Source organism: Sphingobium sp. TA15, from assembly GCF_037101235.1.
Lineage (GTDB): Bacteria > Pseudomonadota > Alphaproteobacteria > Sphingomonadales > Sphingomonadaceae > Sphingobium > Sphingobium indicum.
The window spans coordinates 554,715-579,189 of the sequence record NZ_AP025356.1 but is presented as its reverse complement, the minus strand read 5'-3'; the positions used below and the strand labels follow the sequence as shown (position 1 = coordinate 579,189).

Here is a 24,475-nt window from a genome sequence, read left to right as displayed (position 1 = left end):
TCGTGGTGGGTGTCAGCGGTTCGTCGCGTCATCGGCCCGGCAGCAGGACCGGCTTGATGACCGAACCGGATGCAAGGTCGCGCTCGGCATCGTTGATCTTCTCCAGCGGATATCGGGCGATCAGCCGGTCGAAGGGAAAAAGCCCCTCCGACCAGAGTTCGATCAGTTGCGGGATCAGCAATTGGGGGACCGAATTGCCTTCGATGATGAAGGAAATTTGCTGCCCCTTCATCAGGGCTTCCTGCGGCAGGTCCAGCGGCGCGCCCCCGCCGCCCACCAGCCCCAGCTTCCCCCGCGCGCGCAGGGACGCCAAGGCGGCGGCGATGACGGCGGGCGCGGCGGTCGTGTCCAGCGCATGGGTCGCGCCGCCCCCGGTGATGGACATGATCTGCTCGACCAGTTCGGGATCGCGGCCGGAGATGCGATGCGTCGCCCCCAGTTCCTGCGCGAGTTGCAGGCGGTTTTCATGCAGGTCGACCGCGATCACCTTTCGCGCCCCGGCGATGCGTGCCGCCATGATCGCCGCCATGCCGACCGCGCCTGTCCCGAATATCACGACGCTGCTGTCGAAACGCACCTGCAGGGCGTTGAGGACAGCGCCCGCGCCGGTCTGGATGCCGCAGCCCAGCGGCCCCAGCAGTTCGATGGGCAGGTCCGGCGAGACCTTGACCGCATTGCGCTCGGTCGCCAGCGAATGGGTGGCGAAGGACGACTGGCCGAACCAGCGCGTCTGCAATTCGACCCCGTCTGAATCCCGGCCCGACCGATGCGATCCGGGCCGCAGCCCCAGTTCGTTCCGCTCGCTGAATTCGGAGCAGAAGGATGGCGTGCCGCCATGGCAATTGTCGCACCAGCCGCATGAATCATAGGTCAGGACCACATGGTCCCCGACGGCGAAGCGCGTGACGGAGGGGCCGACCGCCTCGACGATGCCGGACCCTTCATGGCCCAGCACGGCGGGCAGGGGCGCCCATTCGGCCGGGATATGCCTGACCACCAGATCGGTGTGGCACATGCCGACACCGGCCACGCGGACGAGGATCTCGTTCCCGCTGGGTTCGGGCAGGTCCAATGGCTCGATGGCGAAAGGGGCTTGCGCATGGCGCAGGATCGCGGCGCTGGCGTGCATGTCTTCGACACTCCTCCTGGAAGCGGAAAGCGGACCTGGAGGTCAGGCCTTCGGGGTCGCCGAAAGCCGGATCGCCGCCGCCGGGCAGACATTGGCGGAGGATCGGACCGCGGCGACGCTGGCTTCGTCGCCATCGTCCACCGTGTCGCGCAGCAGGAGGACGACGCCATCATCGTCCTGATCGAAAACCCCGGGCGCCAGCATCACGCATTGGCCCGACGAAACGCACCTCTCCGGCAAGGTTTTTACTTGCATCATCCACGCCTTGTTTTTTGTTGTTTATGGTCGAATAGAATCGACAATGAACAGGCTAAATATTCAAATTTTAAAATAAATAATAATAATTATCACCTATTGTCTCTTCAGTTCCGGGTGATTTGCAAAGTTGGCGCATATGCCCGGCGTGATACGCCATGTCTTTGGTTATGACCTGTAACTTTCGCCATGGATGTTCGCTGGACGCCGAAGCCAATTTGCCGGCCGGCGCGGCGCGACATCGACAGGGCCATGGCGATCTGATATGCGGCTGAATCCACGCTTGGCCGATGGTCGGCAACAGATCGAACGCGCTTGGAGGACAGCAAACGCCCCCAGCGCCGCCGAATGCCGGAACAGGGCCCAAGCGCCATAAGGCCGAGCGCCACAAGAAAATGTCGGGAGAGGAGATGACCCAGATAAGAGCCTTCCCCATGAGCGAGTCCCCTGTCATCCCGTTGCGGGAGCGTCGCCGGCAGGAAACGATGAACGAGATCCTCGATCTGTCGATCGAGGTCATAAGGCAGCAAGGCGTCGCCGGACTGAATCTCACGACGGTGGCGCGGCTTCTGGGCGTGCAGCCGACCGCGCTGTACAAATATTTCCCATCCTTGATGGCAGTCTATGACGCGCTCTACCGCCGCGCCGAAAACGATGTCCTGCATGAAGTCGAAAATGCCGTCGCGAGCGCCGAACCAGGCATGGCGGCGATAAGGGACGCGATGCTGGCCGTGGATCGATGGGCGACGGTGAACCCGGAAATGGCCCAGCTGCTCATCGGCCGGCCGATCCCCGGCTATATTCCCGCGCCCGACGCGCTGGACCCCAGCATCCGGATATTGGGCATTTTCCGCCAGTCGCTGGACCAAGCCGTGGCGCGGCGGCAACTGGACGCCGGCGCGGCCGGATCGCGGCATGTGCTGATGCTGGCCGCGCTGCTGACCGGGGCCTCCACCCTCCGGATGCTGCATGCCGAAGAACCGCCCTGCCAGGCGGATATGGAGGGGTTGATTCCCGATCTGGTCAGCATGTTCTTCAGGGCGTTTCCGCCCCAGGACGCGCCTGTCCCCGCCACCGACCTCTGATCCGGCGCATTCCCTTTCCGCCGGGTCCGTCGAGGACCGATAGCCGCCCGCGCAGCGCTGCGGTTCGGCCTGGACAGGACGAGCTGTAAGGCGGGCGCGCCGGCCTGCCCGCGCTATTTCCATGCCGTCGGGAGGCGGCGGCGGCAGTCGCCAGCCTTGAAAATATTATGGTTGCAATTTTAAACCACAGGCGGCACTATCCGCATGGTTGCAAAATTAAACCGTAACGAGGCGCCGGGCGCGCCTGGTCGAAAGAAGCGGCCATGCCGTCCTGGAGTAGGGTGTCGGATGATCGATTTGCGCGGACAAGCACGTCAGCCATGGCCCGGCCCCTTCGGATCGTCCGCGCCCGGCTCCCTTGCGGAGAGAGCCGAACGACAGGGATGAAGTCCCGCGGCCCTCGCCCCCTTTCCTCAGCCAGCATTGCCAGGAGTTGCCAATGACCCAATCCGCCTTGTTCCAGCCGCTCAGGATCGGTCGGCTCGAACTGTCCCACCGCGTGGTGATGGCTCCGCTGACGCGGATGCGCGCCGGTCCGGGCATGGTGCCGCGCGACATCGCCGTCGAATATTATCGCCAGCGGGCGACGCCGGGCGGCCTCATCGTCGCGGAAGCATCCCAGGTGATGCCGACCGGCCAGGGCTATCCGCAAACCCCCGGCATCCATACGGCGGAACAGATCGCCGGCTGGAAAAGGGTCACCGACGCGGTGCATGAAGCGGGTGGCCACATCTTCCTCCAGCTCTGGCATGTGGGGCGCATTTCCCATTCCTCCTACCATGGCGAAACGCCGGTCGCGCCGTCCGCCGTCGCCGCCGCGGGCGATCATTTCACCGCGAGCTGGAAGCTGGAGCCGTTCCAGACGCCCCGCGCCCTTGAGCTTGAGGACATCGCCGCGATCGTCGAGGCCTATCGCACCGGCGCCCGCAACGCGCTCGCCGCAGGATTCGACGGGGTCGAGATCCATGGCGCGAACGGCTATCTGATCGAGCAGTTCCTCCAGTCCCGCTCCAACAGGCGGCAGGATATTTACGGCGGATCGATCGCGAATCGCACCCGCTTCCTGCTCGACGTCACGCGCGCCGTGGTGGAGGAGGCGGGGGCCGACCGCGTCGCCGTGCGCCTGTCGCCCTTCGGCACCACCAACGATTCCGGCGAGGACGATCCGCTGCCGCTGTACCGGCATGCGATCGCCGCGCTTTCCGGCTTCCAACTGGCCTATCTGCACCTGATCGAACCGCGGATAGCCGGGACCGGCAAGGCGGACGTCCTCAATGATAGCGCGCCCTCCGCCGCTGAACTCTTCCGCGACTCCTGGCCCGGCGTCCTGATCGCCGCCGGCGGTTATGAGGGGGCTTCCGCCCAGGAGGAAGTGGGCAAGGGGCTGGCGGACGCGATCGCCTTCGGGCGTCCGTTCATCGCCAATCCCGACCTGGTCGAACGAATCCGCCTGGGCGCTCCGCTCAACCCCTGGGACCGTCCGACCTTCTACGGCGGCGATGCCAAGGGCTATACCGATTATCCGACGCTGGAAACGCTGAACGCAGCGGCCTGAACGAGGGTCGGACCGGGCCGCCTCCGCCCGCGGAAGGCGGCCCCCTTGAAGAGAAGTCAGAGAATTCGGGAAGGGTGCAGGGAATGGCGGTCTACACAGTGGCTCAGGTCAAGATCAACGACGGCGAGAGATATGAGAAATATCGGGAGCGCTTCGGCGCGGTGCTCCAGCAATATGATGGCCGGCTCGTCGCCGCCGACGACAATCCGGTCGTCCAGGAAGGCCAATGGTCCTATGAGAAGATCGTGATCCTGGAATTCGCCGATCTGGACGCCTTCAACGCGTTCGCCGACAGCGAAAGCTATCGCGAGATCGCGGCCCATCGCCATGCCGGGGCGGACAGCCTGATCCTCGTCGCGAAAGGACGCTGAACCAGCGCGCAGGCGCTCCATCCGGGGGAAAACGCCGGCGGAATCCCTATTTCGACGCCCGGCCGGCACCGTACGGCCGGCTTCCCCGGCGCGGCAATGCGCCTGGGGGGTCGACAGGCGCGCGCCATAAGTGTATGCTCACCCAATGAGCGCGCTACGACCCATCGCCTTCCTGGAGGAAGTCAGGAACACGCCCCACATCTGCCTCGCGGAAGGTCTGCGGGCGGCCAATCGCGCCGTAATGAAGCATTATGTCGACAGCATGGCGGGATCGCCGGTCAATCCGGTGCAGATGTCGCTGCTCATGCGCGTCTATTATCTGCGCAACGCGACCATGCAGACGCTTGCCCAGCATATGGAGACCGATCGCACCACGACGACGCGCAACGTCGATGTGCTGGTGCGGGACGGATTCCTGGAGATCGGGGAGGGCAAGGACAGGCGCCAGCGGCTGGTGCGCTTGACGGAGCGCGGGCATGAGGCGCTGGAGGTGTCGATCCCCAAATGGCGCAAGGCCCAGGATGAGCTGAAAAATGCGCTGGGCGACGAATTGTGGAACAATATCCTGCGCGAAGCCCGGACGTTGATCGAGCTTGGCGGCATCGCCTGCGATCGCACTGCCCAAGCGGCCTGAGGCATTCCCGACCGATCGGGCCGACATGGCCACCGCGCATGCGTTCGGGCGGCGCCGCAATGCCGCGGCCTGTCTACATCCAGAAAATGGATAAGGGGTTTTCATAATCCGCGCTTGAAAGCGGGGGCGCCACATCCTTTGTGGTTCCGCATAATATGCGCGTGGAGAGAGAGAATGGCCTCATCGTCCGTCCTGCCGGAATCCTGTGGCCCTGTCGTCCTTCCCCGTTCTGACGGATTTCGATCCCATGACGCGCCGGCGCAGCATCCCGGATGCGCGGGATGAGCGCCGTCTCTCGCCGATCATGCGCGAACCTGCCCGGCATCATGCGAAGCGGATCGGCCGGGCCGAAGATGGAGATACCGATATATGGGCCTGTTGGTTGACGGCGTCTGGCGCGACGCCTGGTATGACACGAAATCGAGCGGCGGCAGATTCGTGCGCAAGGAATCGCAATATCGCGACGGGCTGGACGGCCGTTTCCAGGCCGAGCCGGGCCGCTATCATATCTATGCCGGCTTCGCCTGTCCCTGGGCGCACCGCGTCCTCATCATGCGCGCGCTCAAGGGGCTGGAGGGGTTGATCTCCGTCTCCATGGTCAATGCGTTCATGGGCGAGAAGGGCTGGACGTTCCTGCCGGGCGAGGGCGTCGTGCCGGACAGCGTCAACGGCGCGCAATATCTCTATCAGGTCTATCTGGCGGGCGATCCGACCTATACCGGCCGCGTGACCATCCCGATCCTGTGGGACAAGTTCGAGAAGAGGATCGTCAACAACGAATCGTCGGAAATCATCCGGATCCTGAATTCGGCGTTCGATCATGTGGGGGCGCTTCCCGGCGATTATTATCCGCAGGAATTGCGCGCCGAAATCGACGCGATCAACGCGCGCGTCTACGAAACGCTCAACAACGGCGTGTACCGTTCGGGTTTCGCGACGACGCAGGAAGCCTATGAGGAGGCGGTCCATCCGCTGTTCGAAACGCTCGACTGGCTGGAGGAGCATCTGACGGGCAGGGAATGGCTTGTCGGAGACAGGCTGACGGAAGCGGACATCCGCCTGTTCACCACGCTGGTCCGCTTCGATGCGATCTACCACGGGCATTTCAAATGCAATCTGCGCCGCATCGCCGACTATCCCAATCTTTCGCGGCTGACCTGGAAGCTGGCGTCCCATGAGCGCGTGGCGCCGACCATCGATCTGCGCCATGCCAAGGCGCATTATTACCGCAGCCACACCAGCGTGAATCCCACGGGCATCGTGCCCGTCGGCCCGGCCGAACCATTGGGGCCGGGCCATTCGCTGACCGGAATCCAGCCTCTTCCGGCTTGATCCTGCCGGTCCGCCCAGGGCGGCGGCCCGGCCGCAAAAGCGCCAATAGTCGAACAGGGGTCGTCCCGATGAAGCATCTGCTCCCAATATTGATATTCGCACTGGCCGGAACCGTGGCTGCGCGGGCGGAAACGCCGCCCGCGCAGCCGCCGCGCCTCATCCTGCTGGGCACGGCCGGCGGGCCGATAGCGCGGCTGGAACGCTCCCAGCCCGCCAATGCGATCGTCGTCGGCGGGCAAACCTATCTCATCGATGCGGGCGACGGCCTTTTGAGGCAGATGGCGGCCAGCAAGCTGGGGCTGGGGTCGGTCAAGGCCCTGTTCCTAACCCACCATCATATCGATCACGTCGCCGATGTTCCCGTGCTGATGATCGACCGCTGGCTTCTCGCCAACGCGCCTCCGCTGGAGATATACGGACCGCCGGGATCGGCGCAGCTCGTCGCGGGAACGCTCGCCGCCTTTCGGCCGGTGGAGCTGGCCCCGGTGACGGTCGGCGGCCCGGTCAAGCCGCCCCTTACCGGATCGGCGGTCGGCCATGACCTGCCGCTCGACCTCAACGAACCGCGGCTGGTCTACAAGGACGATCGGGTGCGGGTGTTCGCCATCGGCGTCGATCACTATCATTATCCGGCCGGATCGATCGAGGCGCGGTCGTCCCGTTCCTACGCCTATCGCGTGGAGGCGGGAGGCAAGGTCTATGTCTTCAGCGGCGACACCGGACCGTCCGAACGCCTGAAGATCCTGGCGAAGGATGCCGATTATCTTGTCTGCGAGGTGATCGACATTGCCCGGATGGAAAAATTGCTGCGAAGCTATCCGGGCTTCTCCGCCGATCAGATTCCGCCGCTGATGGAACATATGCGCGAAGACCACCTGACCGGGGAGCAGATCGGCGAAATCGCCGCCGCCGCGGGCGTCAAGAAGGTCATCCTCACGCATTTCGCGCCTGGCAATGACGGGGAAACCGATGTCGAATCCTATGCCGCGGGAATATCCCGGCATTTCCACGGCGAAGTCGCCCATGGCCGCGACCTGGACCAATATTGAGGAGCGGACAGTAACGGCCGGATTCGCCGACCCGACATAATCCGAATAATGATTATTCATCCTGAGAGATACTCGACGGGATTGGGAGCCAGTAGGGGAATTTCCCCATATTCACTGTTGAGCGGTGTCGACATCGCGATCTGAAAGCAGGCGGGCGAGTGATCATTTCCGTAATAGCCTTGGCATGTGCCGGCAGCGCGATAGCTGCCATCCTCGCCCGATGGATGCCCAGGGCATTGTTGCCGGCCCTGGTGCTGGAAATCGCCTTCGGCATCCTGATCGGTCCCAACGGCATGGCGCTGCTGGCGCCGGGACCGGCCATGGAAATGCTCGCCAAGCTGGGATTCGGCGTGCTGATGCTGATCGCCGGACTGGAAATCGATCTCGGCATGCTGCTGGCGCGCGGGCAGAAGGCGAAGCAGGCGAGTCCGCTCATGCTCGCGGTGATGATGTCGCTGATGACCGTGGTCATGGCCGCGTTCGGCGCCTGGCTGTTGCTCGACTCCTCGACGCCGCTGCTGCATCTGGCGATCTATGCCGTGATCCTGTCGACGACGTCGGTCGGGATCGTCGTGCCGACCATACAGGAACGACGCCTGGCCGACGGCGCCTATGGCCAGACCATCCTCTCCACCGCGTTGCTCGCGGATTTTTTCACGATGATCGCCATCTCGTCCCTGGCCGGCATCGTCGTCAGCGGCCGCGCCGAGGGCGCATTGGGCAGCCTGGCGCTCGTCGGCATCGCCGGGCTGGCGATCTGGCTGCTGCCCAAGCTGCTGGCGCGGGTGCCGGCCGCGCAGTTGGACAGCCGGACCAGCCTGCCGTTGGTCAGGCTCAGCCTGGCGCTGCTGTTCATGGTCGCCTGGCTCGCGGAGCGGCTGGAATCCGAACTGGTGCTGGCGGCCTTCCTCGCCGGATTGCTGCTGGGGCAGATCATCCCCCGCAACAGCCATCGGCGCGAGACGCTGGAAGCGATCGGCTACGGCTTCATCGTTCCCTTCTTCTTCATCAATGTCGGCCTGAAATTCGACATTCCCGCCCTCTTCGCCTCGCCCAAGGCCTTGCTGCTGGTGCCGGGCTTCGTGGCGGTCGCCTTCGCCAACAAGATCATTCCCGCATTGCTGCTGGTTCCGGCGCATGGTCGGAAGATGGCCGTCGCGGCCGGCCTGCTGCTGAGCGCCCGCCTCAGCCTGATCGTCGCCGCGTCCGACATTGCGACGCGGATCGGCGTGCTCGATACGGCGACCAATGCGGCCATGGTGCTGGTTGCCATCATCAGCGCAGCCCTGGCGCCCCTTCTGTTCAACATATTGGTCGATCGGAAAGCGCCCATATTGGCGAATGCCGAAGCGTAAGGGGCAGGGGCAAGTGCCCCCCCTATCCCCCCTGCCGGACAGGCGGGCGCCCTGAGACCGGCCCGGCGCGGGTTCGTTCCAGGGTGGGGCATCCCATCCATCACCGGAGGGCCGGAGAGCAGTCGTCAAATTTTCGCCGGAGTTGCTGTTCCGTGCGGGCAGATGTTGCCCGGATCAGGCGGCTTATCGGCATCGAAGCCCCTGCGCTTGGGCAACGTCATCCTCCTCTTGGAGCGGTTTCGATTGCTTGGAAATCGCTCCAAAGAACCCCTGCGTTAAATCACCGGAGTAGCCGTCAAGTCATTCGACAGGCTTAGGGCCTGTCGAATGACCGATCCTGGCGCGGATGCTTCGATATGGGCCTTCGACTTCGCTCGGTTCCTGCTCGGCACGAACGGTTCCGAGTTATTGCTCGATGCTGCAAGGACATTCCGGCAATAGCCGTCCTCTCCTTTCCCAGGACTTCAAGGTTCCAGGACGCAAAAAAAGAGGCCCGACATTTGCCGGGCCTCCCTTTCTTTCCTGCGTCAGCGATCAGACGACGATCGGATCGTCTTCCATCGCCTGCTGGATGAGGTGCTTCTTGTCGTCGAACTGCGGCGAAACCTTCAGGTCCATGCCAAGGGTGTTTTCGTCCTCGTCATGGGTGAAGCCCAGGCTGTGGGTCGCTTCGAACATCACGCCGCCCGGGGTACGGACATAGGTGGATTCGAAATAGCCGCGGTTCTTGCGGTCCGAGAAGTCGGTGAAGCCGACGCCCTCGGTGTCGAACTTGATCCGGGCCTGGACGTCCATGTCGGGCACGGCGAAGGCGCCGTGGTGGATGATGCCTTCCGCGATCGTCCAGCTACCCTGGCGCACGTCGGGTTCATGAAGCAGGTCGATGATCGTGCCTGCTTCCGTCGAACCCTTCACGCGGTAGCGGTGACGATTGCCTTCCTCGCCGATCTTCTCGAAATTCCAGCAATTCTCCATGAAGAAGTCCATGTCCTCCAGCTCGCGCACGGAGGCCGTCCAGCTATGGAAACCGCGCTGGGCATATTCGAGCGGCACATAGGGCGAATCATAGGGCGCCCGCGTGTCGGCCTCGTCCTCCAGCACCTCGAATTCGATGCCGCAGTCGGGATGCTGGAAGCTCACGAAGCGCTGACCGAAGCGGGTGCCCGGCGCGCTGGTCTCGATGCCATGCTTGTTGAGGTGGCCGATCCACCATTCCAGCGACCCCTTGGGGATCGAATAGGTGCAGACGGTGAACTGGTTGGAACCCTTGCGGCCCTTCAGGCCCGTGCGACGGGTGGGGAAGGTCGTCATGACGGTGCCGGGCGTGCCCAGTTCGTCCGCGAAGTAAAGGTGATAGATGGGAATGCTGCCATCATAGAACAGGGTCCGCTTCACGAAGCGCTGGCCCAAGACCTTCACGAAAAAGTCGATGTCGCCCTGGGCTGTGCCGGTGCAGATGGTGATATGATGCAGGCTGGTGATATGGTTCGTATCCACGATCGCTCTCCAAGATCAAAATATAGTCCGAAAATCGCGCCTCTGCTTTTCGCCTGGCGGCGAGGAGCGGGACCTCCATTGAAATAGCACTCCAAAGCCGTTTACTCCACGCGGGTTCACGAATATCCGGCATTCGAAAAGCGAATGTTCCTGGCCATGCAGCGCTTTACGCAATAGCAGGGTTTCCGGTGCTTTCTCATTCGGAAACCGGAAATGGCGCAATGATTTCCTTCATGCATTTGACTGTGTTTCAGGCCCTGATGCGGGCGAAAAGCGTGGGGGTGGCGGCGGAGATGCTGGATATGCCGCAGCCCACGCTCAGCCGTCATCTCAAACAGCTCAGGGAGCATTTCGGGAACCAGCTTTTCGTGCGGACCAGCCGGGGCCTGGAGCCCACGTCCCTGGCCATCACCGCCGCGCCCGCCGTGTCGCAGACATTGGAACTCTATCATTCCCGCCTGAGCGGCGAGCCGACATTCGATCCCGCGACTTCGAACCGCGATTTCCACATCGCGGCTTCGGATGTCGGGCATCTGCTCGTCCTTCCCCGCGTCCTGCAATGGGTGCGCGATCTGGCGCCGGGCGTGCGGTTCAAGGCCATTCCCCTGGGAGGGGAAAAGCTGATCGCCCGGCTCGAGACCGGCGAGGTCGACATCGCGATCGGCAGTTTCCCGGCGCTCTATGCCGGCGTCGTCGAACAGACGCTTTTCCCGGAGGAATATGTCTGCGTCGTGCCGCGAAGCTATCTGCCCGCCGGGCGCCTGACCATGAACAGGTTTAAGGCCGCCCGGCACGTCCTGGTCGACGGCCGCCACCTTGGCCACATCCATGAGGATGTGGAAAAGCTGCTTCGCAAGATCGTGGGTCCATCGAACATCACCGTCATGGCGGAGAGCTTCCTCCTGAGCGCCCATATAGCCGAGCAGTCGGAACTGATACTGACCACGCCCTCCCGCCTTACCGGCTTGCTGAACACCAAGAGCGTCCGCATTCTCAAGCCGCCCGTCGCCCTTCCAGGCTTCACCGTGAAGCAATATTGGCATGAGAGATTCCATGACGATCCCGGCAATCGCTGGCTGCGCGGAATTCTGTCCCGCATGCGCGGCCTTTCGGAGGAGGGCGAAGGCCCGTCCTTGCCCGAATTCGCCGGCGGCGCGGCAGAGGGCGATGGCGCTTCGAATCCGGATATTCGCAATTCGCCCCATGAATAAATGCCGCGCCGCGCCCCGCCGGAAGGGGAGCCATGCGGCCGGCGAGCCAAGGATGGGGCGGGTCGGGAAAAGGAAAAACACTATAAAATCCATATGCTTGCGGGAATTTTCTTCATGTCGGGACCGGCCCGTTCCGGCCGTTGCGACAGCCCTGCCGAACAGGGGGCGGGCGGCTCCCGCACCGGCATGGGCGGGCCTGGCCCCTTGTGCGTCTGCCCGATTTCCCCTTTTATCGGTCGACTTGGCTCATGGCGAAGCGCTGGCAGCAGGCAAAGATCCTCTGCCCCGGATATTCGCCAATTCTAATGAGATAGAGAGGAAGCGTGATGCAATTCGTTTATGATCCCCTACCCTATAGGGTCATCTTCGGCGCGGGTTCGGTGCGGCGGGTGGCTGACGAGCTTTCGCATGTCGGCAGCCGCGCGCTGGTGCTTTCGACGCCGGAGCAGGCCGGCAGCGCGCAGGAGCTTGCCGCCACCCTGGGCGACAAGGCCGTGGGCCTGTTCAGCAAGGCGGTCATGCACGTCCCGGTGGCGACGGTCGACGCGGCGGCCGCCGTCGCCAGGGAACTTGACGCCGATTGCACGGTCGCCATCGGCGGCGGGTCCACAGTCGGGCTGGCCAAGGCGCTCTCGCTTCGGCTCGACCTGCCTTCGCTCGTCGTTCCGACCACCTATGCGGGTTCGGAAGTCACCCCGATCTGGGGCCTGACTGAAGATGGGATCAAGACCACGGGTCGCGACAAGAAGGTGCTGCCCAAGGTGGTCGTTTACGACCCCGATCTCACCCTGTCGCTGCCCGCCGAAATGTCGATCGCAAGCGGCCTCAACGCCATCGCCCATGCGATGGAGGGGCTTTACGCCTTCGACGGCAATCCCATCGTCTCCCTGATGGCGGAGGAAAGCATCAGGGCGCTCGCCAGGAGCCTGCCGCTGATCAAGGCCGATCCCACCGATGCGAAGGCGCGGGGCGACGCGCTCTATGGCTGCTGGCTCGCCGGCAGCGTCCTGGGCGCGGCGAGCGTCGCGCTGCACCACAAGCTCTGCCACACGCTGGGCGGCACTTTCGACATGCCGCATGCGCAGACCCACACCGCCGTGCTGCCCCACGCGATCGCCTATAATGCGCCGTCGGTGCCGGAGGCGATGGAACGGGCCAGCCGCGCACTGGGCGGCGGCGACCCCGCGACCAAGCTGTACGAACTGGCGGTGGGCCTGGGCGCGGAAATGTCGCTGGCGAAGCTCGGCATGCCCAAGGACGGCATCGCGAAGGCCGCAGCGCTGGCGGTCGCCAACCCCTATCCCAACCCCCGTCCGATCACGGAGGAGGGCATCGTGCAGCTTCTGAGCCGCGCGGTGGAGGGGCTTCCGCCGATCACCGCATAAGCCAAGGCCTGATCCTGGAACAGTGCCGGCCGCATCCGATCATTTCCGGATGCGGCCGGTTCTCGATCATCCGGCGCTCCCGTTCGGCCAAGGCCAAGGACGGGACGAAATTCAGCGGCTTTCCGCGCCGAGCCAGCCCTGCACCGCCGCCTTGATCGGCAACGGCAGTTCATGCCCGCCTTCATAAGGGATGAAAGTCGCCCGCGCGCCGCTGGGGCCGGAGAGATAGGCTTCCGCCTGCTCGAACTTGTGGCGCGGTATCACATCGTCGAATTGGCCCCGGCAGAAGAGGACCGGCTTGTCGAGCAGGCCGTTGTCCGGCAGGTCGCCGTCCTCCACCGCGAAGCAGCCGCCGATCATGATGAGGCCGCTATAGGCCCCCGGATTGCTGAGCAGAAGACTGGCGGCCATCGCGGCGCCGTTGCTGAAACCGCATAGCCAGGGCCGTTGGCGGCCGGTATCTGCGGCGATCCAGTCGCCGACCTTCGACGTTTCGCCCGACAGGCTGGAGGGCAGGGCGACGCCGATCCCGGCATTTTCGAACCAGGCGAACCCCGGCCCCTGGGGAAGCGGCCCGCGATAGGAGCGAACATTCGCGCGGCCGAAAAGGGGCAGCGCGAACCCCGCTTCCCTTTCGGTGCTGCCGCGGCCGTGAAGATATACGATGTCGCGGCCGGACGGAATGTCGGGATTGTCGTATCGCATGACGATGGCATTGTCTCGAGACATGTTCGCTTCCAATTCCTGGCGATGCGAAGCCGAAGCGGCGTCCGGTCCGACGGCGTCGGCCCGGCTGCTCCGGCTTCCTGTTTTAGCGGGCTTTCCGGTCGGCGGATATTCCGCCTGCCGGGAAATGCTCAAGGCGACCATAGCATGCGATGGCTGCTTTCAAAGCGCGGTCGCTCAATCCCCATGACCGATTTGTGGGCAGTTGGCCCCGTTTCGATCAAATCCGTATCGCGAATATTCCTAATTCATTTGCAGCAATTTCCTCCGCAGGCGAAAGCTGCGATCCTTTCCGGACGGCCCGATAAGCATAATAATCACCGACGTGCCGGATAAGACAGGCGCTGATCCATAACGGCGCATGGAGAGGATATTCCTATGCTTCGATCTCCGGGCAATGCGCGGCGCGTCCGTCGCAATCCGCTCCCGGCCTCGACGTCCGCTGGCCCGCTCGCTGCGTGTCCGGCCCATGCGCAACATGGTCCAGGGGGAAACCCCGCCGCCTGTTTTCCGGAACGGCGGGAATGGCCCGATGAACTGCGCGGGCAGGCAAGTTGCGACCGTGCACCGGCTGGAATTCGTCAGTAGGGGAAGATCGAATGCCTAATGGAATGCGCTGTTTGGATCCCTCGATCGCCGATCGGATCACATCATTGTCGACGATGAGAAATAATGAGGAGATATTCGAAACATTCGGCTTCAGCTATAACACGCTGAGGAAAGTCTCGAACGGCATGCCGCTTCGCAGGTCACTTGCGGATCGGATTGAGGAACGTGCCAGAAAGGTTTTCGAAGCCGATGGATTTTTGAACATTTCGGCCTGATCGCATCGGATGGAATGCTCCGGCCTGTCGTTTCGGAGCGTTTTCCGACCGGGCGGATGATTGCTTCCGTTCGGGGCGACGCTCCGGTGCCGAACATATGCATTAAGCCATTTTTTGCCCAGTCCGCAGGAGAATTGCAGGGACATGTTGAAGCTCTACTACAATCCAGGTTCATGCTCATTGGCGTCCCATGCCGCATTGGAGGAAGCCGGCCTTCCTTATGAGGCGGAGCTGATCGACCTGACGCAAAACGCCCAGTTTTCAGACGCCTATCGTCAGAAGAACCCGTGGGCGCGGGTGCCCGCGCTCCAGATCGGCGATGATGTCCTGACCGAAAATATCGCCATCCTCAACCATATCGCGGAACTCGTGCCCGAAAAGGCCTTGCTGCCCACGGAAGGCCTCGCCCGCGCCCGGGCCCTGGAATGGCTCGCGCTGCTGTCCAGCACCGTCCATGTCGCCTTCCGCCCGATCTTCCGGCCCGGCCGCTTGGCAGAAACCGCGGAGGGCCAGAAGGATGTCGCCGCCACGGGGCTGAACAGCCTGAAAAGCGTGCTTGCCCTGCTGGACGAACGCCTCGGCAAGGGGCCTTATGTGCTGGGCGACACGTTCAGCCTGTGCGACCCCTATCTTTTCGTCTTCGTCTTTTGGGCGCGTCGCCCGATCCTCGAAGGCAAGCTCGACCCGCTTCCGAATCTGGATGCCTTCGCGGAACGGATGAGGGCCCGTCCGTCGATCAGTGCCGCCCTGGCGCAAGAGGGTCTTGCCTGACCGACGGAAATCCAGTGCGGCTTGAGGGCGGGCGGCATGTCCGCCTGATAGCCTTGCGGCATCGGAGAGGGCCGGCGGAATGTCCGCCGGCCCTCAAATGTTTAAGCCATGAATTTACGGCCCGTTCGGCAACGTTGAATCCCGGCGCAGGCATCGGCCGCCCCGGCATTGCAAGAGATGGCGGCTATTTCATCGTCCCTTGAGGGGATTTGGAACGCCATTCACGACACGGGAAGGGGATCCTTCAGGCCGTCACGGCTTCATCGGAAATGAAGACATCGTCGCGGCGCGCAATGCCCGCCGATGAGAATTCGACGAAACCTCAATCAAAGTGAATGAACAGAATTCACAAACTGGAATTGCGTCTTTCCTACGGATTACCATACGATCTCAATCAAGCCGGCGCCGAAATCGGAGACCGGGGGAATCGCGGCGGCTCTGTTGCAAAGATTGGCGGCAGTCACAGGTAGGCTGTCGCTCTGCGCCGATCAGGCGGCTGCTGCGAAATGGTGGTTGAGCATGTCCATGGCCTCCGTCAGTGCCGAGGGCCCAATGCCGAAAGCTCTCTCCACAAGGCGCACCTCTCCCCTGATGCCGGGCTGCAGGCACCAGGGACGAGCCTGTCCTTTGCGCAGGGCTCGCATGACTTCGAATCCCTTGATCGTGGCATAGGCCGTGGGGATCGATTTGAAACCGCGCACCGGCTTGATCAGCATCTTGAGCTTTCCGTGATCGGCCTCGATCACGTTATTGAGATACTTCACCTGCCGGTGGGCCGTCTCCTGGTCCAGCTTTCCTTCGCGCTTCAATTCGGTGATCGCTGCACCATAGCTCGGCGCTTTGTCAGTATTGAGCGTGGCCGGCTTTTCCCAGTGCTTCAGGCCTCGCAGGGCCTTGCCCAGGAACCGCTTCGCTGCCTTGGCGCTGCGGGTCGGCGACAGGTAGAAATCGATCGTGTCGCCCCGCTTGTCGACTGCCCGGTACAGGTAGGTCCACTTGCCCCGCACCTTGACGTAGGTTTCATCCAGGCGCCAGCTCGGATCAAAGCCACGCCGCCAGAACCAGCGCAGCCGCTTCTCCATCTCCGGGGCGTAGCGCTGGACCCAGCGATAGATCGTCGTATGGTCGACCGAAATGCCGCGTTCCGCCAGCATTTCCTCAAGGTCGCGATAGCTGATCGGATAGCGACAATACCAGCGCACCGCCCACAGGATCACATCACCCTGGAAATGGCGCCACTTGAAATCCGTCATCGCTCCATCCGTTCAATCTCCGCCAAGCATGCTCAAGCTTCACGATTTTTGCAACAGAGCCCACGCGGGCGCGGCTTGCTCGCGTTGTCAGCCGTGCCCCGGAGGTCATGGTCAAGGTTACGGGCAGGCCGAAGGGCAAGAACCACGCGGCTGCGCATTTCGACTATATCGGCCGGAAAGGCGATGTGCCGCTTGAAACGCGTGATGGCGACATACTGACTGACAAGGAAGCTCGGGCGGAGCTGGCGCGCGATTGGGGCGATCCTGTCTATTGGCGTGACAATTCTACCGTAGCCGCCGTGAGCATGGTTTTTTCGATGCCGGCAGGGACAGACCCCGACAAGGTTCTTTCAGCGGTGCGCGAGGTCGCGCGCAGCGAGATCGGGCATGAGTGGGATTACGTCCTGGCGCTGCATACGGACACACCGCGGCCCCACGTGCATGTGACGGTTGCCGCGCGCGGCGACACAGGGCAACGCTTCAACCCGCGACCTCAAACGCTGCATCATTACCGGGAGCGCTTTGCAGAGGAATTGCGGGCGAGGGGGGTTACTGCCGAGGCAACGCCTCGCGCAGCGCGTGGTGTCGGCCGAGCCGGTCAGAGCATGGCCCTGAATCGGATGAGGCAGCGCTACATGGCCGGCACGGCTCTGTTGCAAAAATCGTGAAGCTTGAGCATGCTTGGCGGAGATTGAACGGATGGAGCGATGACGGATTTCAAGTGGCGCCATTTCCAGGGTGATGTGATCCTGTGGGCGGTGCGCTGGTATTGTCGCTATCCGATCAGCTATCGCGACCTTGAGGAAATGCTGGCGGAACGCGGCATTTCGGTCGACCATACGACGATCTATCGCTGGGTCCAGCGCTACGCCCCGGAGATGGAGAAGCGGCTGCGCTGGTTCTGGCGGCGTGGCTTTGATCCGAGCTGGCGCCTGGATGAAACCTACGTCAAGGTGCGGGGCAAGTGGACCTACCTGTACCGGGCAGTCGACAAGCGGGGCGACACGATCGATTTCTACCTGTCGCCGACCCGCAGCGCCAAGGCAGCGAAGCGGTTCCTGGGCAAGGCCCTGCGAGGCCTGAAGCACTGGGAAAAGCCGGCCACGCTCAATACTGACAAAGCGCCGAGCTATGGTGCAGCGATCACCGAATTGAAGCGCGAAGGAAAGCTGGACCAGGAGACGGCCCACCGGCAGGTGAAGTATCTCAATAACGTGATCGAGGCCGATCACGGAAAGCTCAAGATGCTGATCAAGCCGGTGCGCGGTTTCAAATCGATCCCCACGGCCTATGCCACGATCAAGGGATTCGAAGTCATGCGAGCCCTGCGCAAAGGACAGGCTCGTCCCTGGTGCCTGCAGCCCGGCATCAGGGGAGAGGTGCGCCTTGTGGAGAGAGCTTTCGGCATTGGGCCCTCGGCACTGACGGAGGCCATGGACATGCTCAACCACCATTTCGCAGCAGCCGCCTGATCGGCGCAGAGCGACAGCCTACCTGTGACTGCCGCCAATCTTTGCAACAGAGCCCCCGCGTGCTCCCGCCCTGGCCTGCCCGCCTCGAACTCAGCGAGCGCAGCAACATATCGGCCCCGCGCCTGTTCGGGTCGCTGGTCAGCTTTGGTTTGAACAGCGCGGCAAGCTGTCCCGCCTCAAAGCTGCTATCAAAGTCGCTCACTGGAAACCTCCCAATAGGACAGGTCAGCTTTCGTAGCGGCGCCGATACCTTCGACGGCCGCGCCGATCGCCGCGCGCAGGTCGTTGACCTTTTGCAGCTCGCCGGCGATCTCCGCTGCATTGTCCGCCAGCGCCATCTTGTTAGCGGCTCGGGCGATCTGATTCACGTTGCGCCCAATGCGCTGCAACGCCTGACGGCAATTCAACAGCTCTTCGCGCAATTCGCGATCGACAGGCGCGGCAATGCCGATGTGTCGCCGCACAAGAGCCATGGCCCAGGTCGCCGGGGTCATGCGGCGCTCTTTTGCGCGATGGCGGATCACGGCCAGTTCGGTTTCGGTCGGCCGAAGATAAAGGCGATGCTCGCCAGCGGCCTCGCGGTCAACAAGAGGTGCGGCCTCGCTGGCCGCCCCGGACTGCCGGAGCACGGCGTCAACCAGTTGACGCATGAAGGGGCCGCGCCCTCCCCTCGTCTGCGCAAGCGCGTCAATCTTTGCGAGCTTGGTTGCCTCGATCTTGAAGCCCAGCGTCTTTTCCATGTGGGGTAGGTATCTCCCAACCGTGAAGCGCGATCCGATAGGATTGAGCGTATCGGTTAACATTAGCCGCCGCAAGGCTTATCCTGCCATACAGTAGATACCTACCCCACAAACAAAAAGCGGTGGCAACTGCCACCGCTCTAAATTCCACGTCGCCTCGATGCTGAGAGAACGTGGACGGTAAAAGCTATCAGAAGTCGAAGGTTTGGGGCGCGGCCTCGCCGTCGAACCGAACCGTGACCTGGCCACTTAGAACAATCCCGCGACGGCCCTGAATGATGATAGCCGGTGCGTCGGTAGCCTCTTTCGGCTGACGGGGGGCGCGCGGCTTGTGATCGGAAGGATCGGCAAGCACGGCCCCGTCCCCTTCCCGCTCGTCGTCGTGAGCGTCCAGTTCAGGCCGCTCCCGACGATCGTCCGTCGCACTGGTAGCAGCTGCCACCAAGGCGCGCGATTCTTGGGGCGACGCTGGATCGTCGATCGCTTTAGCGGCACCGGCCTGCGCGGTCTCTTCCTCGGGGCTGCCTTGGAGCGTAGCAAGAAACTGCTCACAGGCGGCGGCTGTCGGATTTTCGTTTGCTGCCACGAAATTGCGCGTGGCCTGCTCGTCCAGCTCGATCGCGTGTTTGATCGCGACGGCGGCACGCGGAGAACAATTCTTCAACGCGGCAAGAATGTCCTCGGGCAAGGTGCGCAGCGAGTAGAGCCGCTTCACTTCCGAATGCGGCTTGGCGATGCGCGCGGCTAGATCCTTTGTCGAGAGCGTGTCACTGACGCGGCTCGCGATGAAACTGACGCGCTCAGCCAGACTTAGGGCTTGGCGTTGCTCGTTCTCAAGAAACTGGTCGAGGCCAATATCGCGCTCGGCGTCCGCCTGATCCAGAACGGTGTCGATCTGGTCGAAACCAAGCTGGCGGCACGCGCGATAGCGCCGCTCTCCGTAGCGGATGATGTAGCGACCGTTCGATGTTGGCGCGACAACGATGGGTTGCAGCAAGCCGCGGTCCTTGATGGTTGCGGCCAGTGCATCAATCTCGGCCTGGTCGAACTCCCGGCGAACCTGCGTGGGGTCTGGATCAATGTCATCGAGCGGAAGGCGCTGAAACCGTCCAGCTGCCTTGAACTCGGTATTCGCGGGGACGGCCGAAAAGTCCATCGCGTCCATATCGAAGTCGGCAAAGCTCTTCTTCGCCGGTTTGACAGCTGCCTTGCTCATGCGGCTTCCCTCTCAGCTTGATCGACAATGTAGGAGACGACTTCGCGCACGATCGGCGCGCTACGCCGCGTGTCCTTTGCCAAGCGCCAAACGGGAATTTCGAGTAAAGCCGCCTCGCGCATGTGCTCGCGGTGCGGAATGGTGTGCGGCACCACATTGGCAGGAAGCGCCTGCCCAATGCGGTCCATCAGCATTTTTGAAACTTCGCTCGTTGTCTGAACGCGGTTGAACACGATCCCGAACCGGGTCGCGTTACCCTCCCCGCGCACCTTGTTTGCAAGGCTGATGCTTTGCGAGATTTCGTTGAGCGACTGACGCGCGGTTTTGTCGGGGTCCAGTGGGACCGCGACATAATCGGACGCAATCAGCGCCATGAGGTTCCGGCCATCCCACGCGGGCGCAGTGTCGATCACGCAGTAGTCGTAGTGCTTGGCAAGGCCGGCACGAATGGCGCGGACATAAGCGCCGATGTGCTGGCCTTGCTGCGGGCTGTCAGTCGTCAACTCGACGATCTGCCGTGTGTTCTTGAAACAGGCCAGCGCCGGAGGTTCTTCGTTCGGGTCGAAGTCAAGAATCGACTGAACCGGGCCGATCTGCTCGAACTCGGCTTTCAGCATCCCGGCACTGTGGCATTGCTTGTCCAGGTCCAGGACCACGACACGCTTGCCCTGCTCGGCCAGATGCCACGCAATATGACAGGTAAGCGTGGTCTTGCCGATGCCGCCGCGCTCATTGGTCACTACGATTGTTCGCATTGAGAATCCCTTCAATGGCTGCGCCACGGGCTACTTGTGCCAGCGGTTATGAGCGGCGCTGTTTCCCGATCCGAAGCGATACTGCGACTGCATATACCATGGGTTCGGATCGTCGTTCAGGTTGAGGCCCTTGCCCTTGCGGCGCGGGCCGGTCTGTTCGGTTGGTGGGTCTTTGCCGAAGAAAACGATCAGCACGAAGACGGCGACGGCTCCCACTCCTAGCCAGCCAAAAGCGAAATAGGCCGCGAGTCCGACTGCAAGGACGACGATCAGCGCGGTTGCCGCGATCGCAAGCCACAGGGCAAGCGATGCCCAAAGCATGACAGTCCGTAGCACGCTGGCTGCGCGCCGAAGTTTGCTGGCAATCTCACGGCGCATAGCGGCCTCCTAAGCTGTTCGGCTCTCGCCTCGCTCGGAGCCGATCAGCTTAGGGAAAGGCTGCTCCCTGAAGATGTTCGGCACCTCGGTTCGCAGGGCACGCGACATACGTAGCGCCGTCAGCAAAGTGGCGTCCTGTCTGCCGTTCTCGATGGCCGCGACTGTTTCAGGGGAGACTTGAATCCTCGCTGCCAGCTCGGATTGCGTAAGTCCGGAAGCGACGCGCAAGCTCGCTACACGATTGAACAGTTTGGCTGCCACACATGCCTCACGTAGTTAAACCCTATTCTTGTTAGGGTCTGTGAAAAGCATTGTCCACAAAAAAGGGCGGCCACCAGGCCGCCCGTTTTAGGTGAAAGGGGGGGGGCTTAGTCAGCCCCGCCCCGAACCAAGATACCCAGCCCCTCAGCGATCAGGTCCACCGAGTAGCGGGTTTCGCCATTGCTCTCGTAGCTGTTCTGGCGGACCCGTCCGGTGATGTGAACCAGGTCGCCCTTGCCCAAGTCAGCGGCGCGCTCTGCCAGCTGGCGGAAGAACGTCACGCGGTTCCAGTGCGTATCGGTCTTCCATTCATCGCCATCCTTGCGGTTGTAGTTCGCGGCGACGGAAACATGGGTGACTTTATCGGTCGTATCGACACTGCCAACGCGGCCGATGATCCGAAATTCAGCGATGTTCTGCATGGTAGTCTCCTTTGGATAAGCGTTGCTGACGGATTTTTTGCGGCGGAGCTGAGCTACGCGGGCAAGCTGAAAATGGGAGGGTCCGCTTGCGGAAACCCAAGGCCGAAGGCCGGTTTTCTGCTTGCCCGCATTAGTGGCGATGTGGAGTTCGTATCCGTCAGACAGCAACGCCCAAAGGAAACGGCCCGAGTAGATGCAGCAATTTGGACTGGCGGCGGTGGCAGCTGCCACTGGCCATTGGCACCCATAGGTCGCTGCGCTCGATCGGCACGGCGGGGATTGGAAAACCCTGTCGCGGCTCCGCCGCTCTTTCCGTAGCTGGCAGTCCGTTGACGCGGGCAGGGGACTGCCGGTGGCAGCTGCCACCGGCTTGAAGCCGAACAGAAAGGGCAATCAGCGGTTCCGCTCACGATGATTTCGCTGAGGGCTGGGTTCTTGCACCTGGGCGGCACGATGGGCCGCCCACACCCGCTTGACGGTGCTGCGGTCGCAATCGGCCAGCTCTGCCGTTTTGGCAATGCTCTTGCCCGCTTCGCGCAATGCCACAATGCGGGCGTGCGTTGCCCGATCGCCTTTGCGCCCTCCGCTGCGCCCTGCGGCCTTTGCCAAGGCGATACCTTGGCGCTGTCGCTCGCGGCGATCGGTGTAATCGTCGTGAGCCATCTGCAGGGCGATCTTCAAGAGCATCGCCTGAACAGATTCGAGCACGATGCGGGCGATGCCCTCGGCGTCGGCCGCGAGGTCGGACAGGTCCACGACGCCGGGAATGGCAAGTCGCGCGCCTCGCGCACGAATTGTCTCAACCAGCTGCTCGGCCTCGGCCAAGGGAAGACGACTAATCCGGTCAATCTTCTCGGCAATCACCACTTCACCGGGTTGAAGATCGGCAATCATACGCAGCAACTCGGGGCGGTCGGCACGGGCACCCGATGCCTTCTCCCGATAGACTGCCGCGACATAATAGCCCGCTGCCTTCGCCTCGGCTACGATGGCATCCTGTCGGCGTAAGTCTTGTGCATCGGTGCTGACGCGCAAATAAACGCGGCCGATCTGCGGCGCGAAGGCGGGGGACGGCTCAATATCAGTGGCCATCGTTTGTTGAAGCTTCCTTGCCTAGCTGGGGACCATCCGGGGGCGAGGCCAGCATGTTGGATATGCTGGCTTCTGCGCTCGCGATCGCATCGCGGATTTCATCGGCCTGTTCGCGCAGCGCCGCCAATTGGCGGTCGCGCGGCAAAATTGCCCTCAGCCAATTAGCGCGCTGCTCGATTTGAGCGATCTGTTCGGCAAAAAACTGAGCGTCGGATCTCATCCGATCAAGCTCAGCCTGCGCCACGCGTAGTTTGCGGTTCCAAGCGGAATCGCGCGCCTTCGCTCGCCTGACCTCGTCCCGGTCTTGCTTGGCTTTGCGCTTCCGCTCCTGATCTAGCGCCTTTTGCAAGGCATCGCGTTTCCTGATCCGCTCGGCCTCAGCCGCTTCATCACGCCTGCGCGCGATCAAAGCATCCAGCGCCGAACGATCGTGAATGTCTATGTTGTTGCAGACCCATCTGATCCTTCGGAATGCCTTGTCCTCGATTTGGCCGATGCGGCTTGGCGACACACCGACGATCTTTGCAGTCGCGGCAAGAGTGAGCGCGGGAGAGGGGCCAAGCCCGATCCGCAAGCGGACAACCTGTTGCTCATGCGGTTCCAGCATCGCGATCAACCGCTCGACGGTTCGATGGTCGGTGATCGGCCTCTCTACATCGCGCTTTGCAAGCCGAGCTGCGAACAGCTCCATGGCCGATTTCATCGCGTCGTCCTGACCGTCCATGCAGGGTTTGAACCTCGCTCGTCCAAATATGGCGCACAATCTATACCATCTGCGCTAGGCGCGAAAGCCATGGCGCAATTAGTTGCTTGAGCAACCCTATTGCGCCATGCTGCCTGTGCCGACATTCTGCGCCTAGCGAGAAGGACGCGAACACGATGCCAACCATATACCTGAAACGAACATCGCCGTTGATGACCCAGCTCGGGGCCAACATTGCGCGCGAACTAAAGAAGCTAGGCATAACTCAAGGGGAGTTGTCCGAACGCTCGGGCGTTGCGGCGTCGCATATTTCATACATGGTTCGGGGACAAGGCAATCCCACGCTTGATACCTTGGAGAGCCTTGCCGGTGTTTTCAGATTATCGGTTGTCGAATTATTGGCAGAGGATAGCATTTCAGACGATCAGTCCTGAAAGGCTGTCGCTTTTTTTGATTGGAATGATCTATGTCCAGTAACCCGCCCCCCGAATTTGACCGTCTGCCACAAGATGCGCCACTGGTGCGGGCAATGGGTGGAGCGCTCTCGATCTTTGCCACCCTGCTTGCGCGCCAAGGCATTGTCGAGACGGAAGAGGTCGCAAACTTGCTGGGTATCTATGCGGTCGCGACAAGCGAAGTCGATAATGAAGAGGGCATGATTTTGGGATGCTGGGCAGCTATGATCCGCGACGTAGCGGAGCAACAGCGCAAAGCTGCTCGCGGCTAACCCTGGCGCGTATGGCGCCCCCCGTGCGTCGCCTCGATCTGCTGGGCCAGCTCGGCCAGGTGATCGGAATCAAGTAGATCCTCTGCGGCAAGATCGACCGCGAAAAACTCGCGTTCGCTGGGAGGTGCTCGATCGGCAGCGAAAGCGGCCAGATAGGGCCGCGCCTCGACCGTGGCGATCCAGCGCCAGAAAGCATTGCCCTGGCCGAATACACCGCTCTCGAACATATCCAACCGTGCTTGTGCGAAGTCGATCAATTTGCGCCTCCTGACAATCG

At 62.4% G+C, this 24,475-nt stretch carries 28 protein-coding genes; 14 read left to right on the top strand and 14 right to left on the bottom strand.

Annotation, left to right across the window (positions count from 1 at the left end; all coding sequences use genetic code 11):
- Nucleotides 1-28: 28 nt before the first annotated feature.
- Together Sj15T_RS19795 and Sj15T_RS19790 are read right to left on the bottom strand one after the other, a co-directional pair.
- On the bottom strand, nt 29-1,129 hold the full coding sequence (locus Sj15T_RS19795; RefSeq protein WP_013054046.1) for an NAD(P)-dependent alcohol dehydrogenase: 1,101 nt from the start codon (nt 1,127-1,129) through the stop codon (nt 29-31).
- Between the two features lie 42 nt (nt 1,130-1,171).
- Complete coding sequence (locus tag Sj15T_RS19790) at nt 1,172-1,384, bottom strand: ferredoxin (protein ID WP_025160874.1); 213 nt, start codon at nt 1,382-1,384, stop codon at nt 1,172-1,174.
- A gap of 434 nt (nt 1,385-1,818) precedes the next feature.
- Here Sj15T_RS19790 and Sj15T_RS19785 point away from each other — a divergent pair, with 434 nt between their 5' ends.
- From Sj15T_RS19785 to Sj15T_RS19755, 7 genes are all read left to right on the top strand, one after another.
- Nucleotides 1,819-2,469, top strand: coding sequence for a TetR/AcrR family transcriptional regulator (locus Sj15T_RS19785; protein WP_013054044.1), 651 nt, complete (start codon nt 1,819-1,821; stop codon nt 2,467-2,469).
- Nucleotides 2,470-2,908: 439 nt separating this feature from the next.
- The gene (locus tag Sj15T_RS19780; RefSeq protein ID WP_007687833.1) at nt 2,909-4,024 is read left to right on the top strand and encodes an alkene reductase; all 1,116 of its coding nucleotides are present in this window, start codon (nt 2,909-2,911) and stop codon (nt 4,022-4,024) included.
- Nucleotides 4,025-4,107: 83 nt separating this feature from the next.
- The gene (locus Sj15T_RS19775) at nt 4,108-4,395 is read left to right on the top strand and encodes a DUF1330 domain-containing protein (RefSeq protein ID WP_007687835.1); all 288 of its coding nucleotides are present in this window, start codon (nt 4,108-4,110) and stop codon (nt 4,393-4,395) included.
- 145 nt (nt 4,396-4,540) lie between these two features.
- Complete coding sequence (locus Sj15T_RS19770; RefSeq protein ID WP_007687838.1) at nt 4,541-5,029, top strand: MarR family winged helix-turn-helix transcriptional regulator; 489 nt, start codon at nt 4,541-4,543, stop codon at nt 5,027-5,029.
- A 369-nt stretch (nt 5,030-5,398) separates the two neighbouring features.
- Nucleotides 5,399-6,361, top strand: coding sequence for a glutathione S-transferase family protein (locus Sj15T_RS19765; RefSeq protein ID WP_007687840.1), 963 nt, complete (start codon nt 5,399-5,401; stop codon nt 6,359-6,361).
- Between the two features lie 68 nt (nt 6,362-6,429).
- Nucleotides 6,430-7,410 (top strand): MBL fold metallo-hydrolase, encoded by a 981-nt coding sequence (locus Sj15T_RS19760; protein WP_013054041.1) that lies wholly within the window; start codon nt 6,430-6,432, stop codon nt 7,408-7,410.
- Between the two features lie 158 nt (nt 7,411-7,568).
- The gene (locus Sj15T_RS19755) at nt 7,569-8,765 is read left to right on the top strand and encodes a cation:proton antiporter (RefSeq protein WP_013054040.1); all 1,197 of its coding nucleotides are present in this window, start codon (nt 7,569-7,571) and stop codon (nt 8,763-8,765) included.
- A gap of 534 nt (nt 8,766-9,299) precedes the next feature.
- Here the strand turns inward: Sj15T_RS19755 and Sj15T_RS19750 are convergent.
- Nucleotides 9,300-10,262, bottom strand: coding sequence for a ring-cleaving dioxygenase (locus tag Sj15T_RS19750; RefSeq protein WP_013054038.1), 963 nt, complete (start codon nt 10,260-10,262; stop codon nt 9,300-9,302).
- Nucleotides 10,263-10,495: 233 nt separating this feature from the next.
- Here Sj15T_RS19750 and Sj15T_RS19745 point away from each other — a divergent pair, with 233 nt between their 5' ends.
- Entirely contained in the window at nt 10,496-11,473 is a 978-nt protein-coding gene (locus tag Sj15T_RS19745; RefSeq protein ID WP_253720732.1) for a LysR family transcriptional regulator, read from the top strand.
- A gap of 326 nt (nt 11,474-11,799) precedes the next feature.
- Nucleotides 11,800-12,858, top strand: a complete 1,059-nt coding sequence (locus Sj15T_RS19740; protein WP_007687859.1) for a maleylacetate reductase — start codon at nt 11,800-11,802, stop codon at nt 12,856-12,858.
- 111 nt (nt 12,859-12,969) lie between these two features.
- Here Sj15T_RS19740 and Sj15T_RS19735 read toward each other — a convergent pair whose 3' ends face one another.
- A complete protein-coding gene (locus Sj15T_RS19735) occupies nt 12,970-13,587 on the bottom strand; it encodes an esterase (RefSeq protein WP_013054035.1) in 618 nt (205 codons plus the stop codon).
- A gap of 965 nt (nt 13,588-14,552) precedes the next feature.
- Here Sj15T_RS19735 and Sj15T_RS19730 point away from each other — a divergent pair.
- Nucleotides 14,553-15,179 carry a glutathione binding-like protein gene (locus Sj15T_RS19730; protein ID WP_013054033.1) on the top strand — a complete coding sequence of 209 codons (627 nt, stop codon included), beginning with the start codon at nt 14,553-14,555 and terminating at the stop codon, nt 15,177-15,179.
- Nucleotides 15,180-15,667: 488 nt separating this feature from the next.
- On the opposite strand, the gene Sj15T_RS19725 is transcribed toward Sj15T_RS19730, so the two are convergent.
- Entirely contained in the window at nt 15,668-16,432 is a 765-nt protein-coding gene (locus Sj15T_RS19725; protein ID WP_013054031.1) for an IS6-like element IS6100 family transposase, read from the bottom strand.
- A gap of 107 nt (nt 16,433-16,539) precedes the next feature.
- On the opposite strand from Sj15T_RS19725, the gene Sj15T_RS19720 reads away from it, so the two are divergent.
- Nucleotides 16,540-17,100 (top strand): relaxase/mobilization nuclease domain-containing protein, encoded by a 561-nt coding sequence (locus tag Sj15T_RS19720; RefSeq protein ID WP_013054032.1) that lies wholly within the window; start codon nt 16,540-16,542, stop codon nt 17,098-17,100.
- A 39-nt stretch (nt 17,101-17,139) separates the two neighbouring features.
- On the top strand, nt 17,140-17,904 hold the full coding sequence (locus tag Sj15T_RS19715; RefSeq protein WP_013054031.1) for an IS6-like element IS6100 family transposase: 765 nt from the start codon (nt 17,140-17,142) through the stop codon (nt 17,902-17,904).
- A 188-nt stretch (nt 17,905-18,092) separates the two neighbouring features.
- Here the strand turns inward: Sj15T_RS19715 and mobC are convergent, their stop codons facing one another.
- The 8 genes from mobC to Sj15T_RS19675 all read right to left on the bottom strand — a co-directional run bounded on the left by mobC (nt 18,093) and on the right by Sj15T_RS19675 (nt 23,492).
- Complete coding sequence (gene mobC / locus Sj15T_RS19710) at nt 18,093-18,644, bottom strand: plasmid mobilization relaxosome protein MobC (RefSeq protein WP_004213273.1); 552 nt, start codon at nt 18,642-18,644, stop codon at nt 18,093-18,095.
- Between the two features lie 190 nt (nt 18,645-18,834).
- Nucleotides 18,835-19,860, bottom strand: coding sequence for a ParB/RepB/Spo0J family partition protein (locus Sj15T_RS19705; RefSeq protein WP_013054030.1), 1,026 nt, complete (start codon nt 19,858-19,860; stop codon nt 18,835-18,837).
- A complete protein-coding gene (locus Sj15T_RS19700; protein WP_004213275.1) occupies nt 19,857-20,615 on the bottom strand; it encodes an AAA family ATPase in 759 nt (252 codons plus the stop codon). Before Sj15T_RS19700 ends, Sj15T_RS19705 begins: the two co-directional genes overlap by 4 nt.
- 30 nt (nt 20,616-20,645) lie before the next feature.
- Nucleotides 20,646-20,993 carry a hypothetical protein gene (locus Sj15T_RS19695; RefSeq protein WP_004213276.1) on the bottom strand — a complete coding sequence of 116 codons (348 nt, stop codon included), beginning with the start codon at nt 20,991-20,993 and terminating at the stop codon, nt 20,646-20,648.
- Nucleotides 20,994-21,002: 9 nt separating this feature from the next.
- Complete coding sequence (locus Sj15T_RS19690; protein ID WP_007016081.1) at nt 21,003-21,254, bottom strand: helix-turn-helix domain-containing protein; 252 nt, start codon at nt 21,252-21,254, stop codon at nt 21,003-21,005.
- Between the two features lie 107 nt (nt 21,255-21,361).
- Nucleotides 21,362-21,676 (bottom strand): single-stranded DNA-binding protein, encoded by a 315-nt coding sequence (locus Sj15T_RS19685; protein WP_004213277.1) that lies wholly within the window; start codon nt 21,674-21,676, stop codon nt 21,362-21,364.
- Between the two features lie 393 nt (nt 21,677-22,069).
- Nucleotides 22,070-22,768 (bottom strand): recombinase family protein, encoded by a 699-nt coding sequence (locus Sj15T_RS19680; protein WP_004213279.1) that lies wholly within the window; start codon nt 22,766-22,768, stop codon nt 22,070-22,072.
- On the bottom strand, nt 22,758-23,492 hold the full coding sequence (locus Sj15T_RS19675; RefSeq protein ID WP_006953917.1) for a sigma factor-like helix-turn-helix DNA-binding protein: 735 nt from the start codon (nt 23,490-23,492) through the stop codon (nt 22,758-22,760). The genes Sj15T_RS19680 and Sj15T_RS19675 overlap by 11 nt, the downstream gene beginning before the upstream one ends.
- Before the next feature lie 155 nt (nt 23,493-23,647).
- On the opposite strand from Sj15T_RS19675, the gene Sj15T_RS19670 reads away from it, so the two are divergent.
- Complete coding sequence (locus Sj15T_RS19670; protein WP_013054029.1) at nt 23,648-23,905, top strand: helix-turn-helix transcriptional regulator; 258 nt, start codon at nt 23,648-23,650, stop codon at nt 23,903-23,905.
- Nucleotides 23,906-23,937: 32 nt separating this feature from the next.
- Entirely contained in the window at nt 23,938-24,198 is a 261-nt protein-coding gene (locus Sj15T_RS19665; protein ID WP_230463539.1) for a hypothetical protein, read from the top strand.
- On the opposite strand, the gene Sj15T_RS19660 is transcribed toward Sj15T_RS19665, so the two are convergent.
- Nucleotides 24,195-24,455 (bottom strand): hypothetical protein, encoded by a 261-nt coding sequence (locus Sj15T_RS19660; RefSeq protein WP_021225591.1) that lies wholly within the window; start codon nt 24,453-24,455, stop codon nt 24,195-24,197. The genes Sj15T_RS19665 and Sj15T_RS19660 overlap by 4 nt on opposite strands.
- Nucleotides 24,456-24,475: the final 20 nt, after the last annotated feature.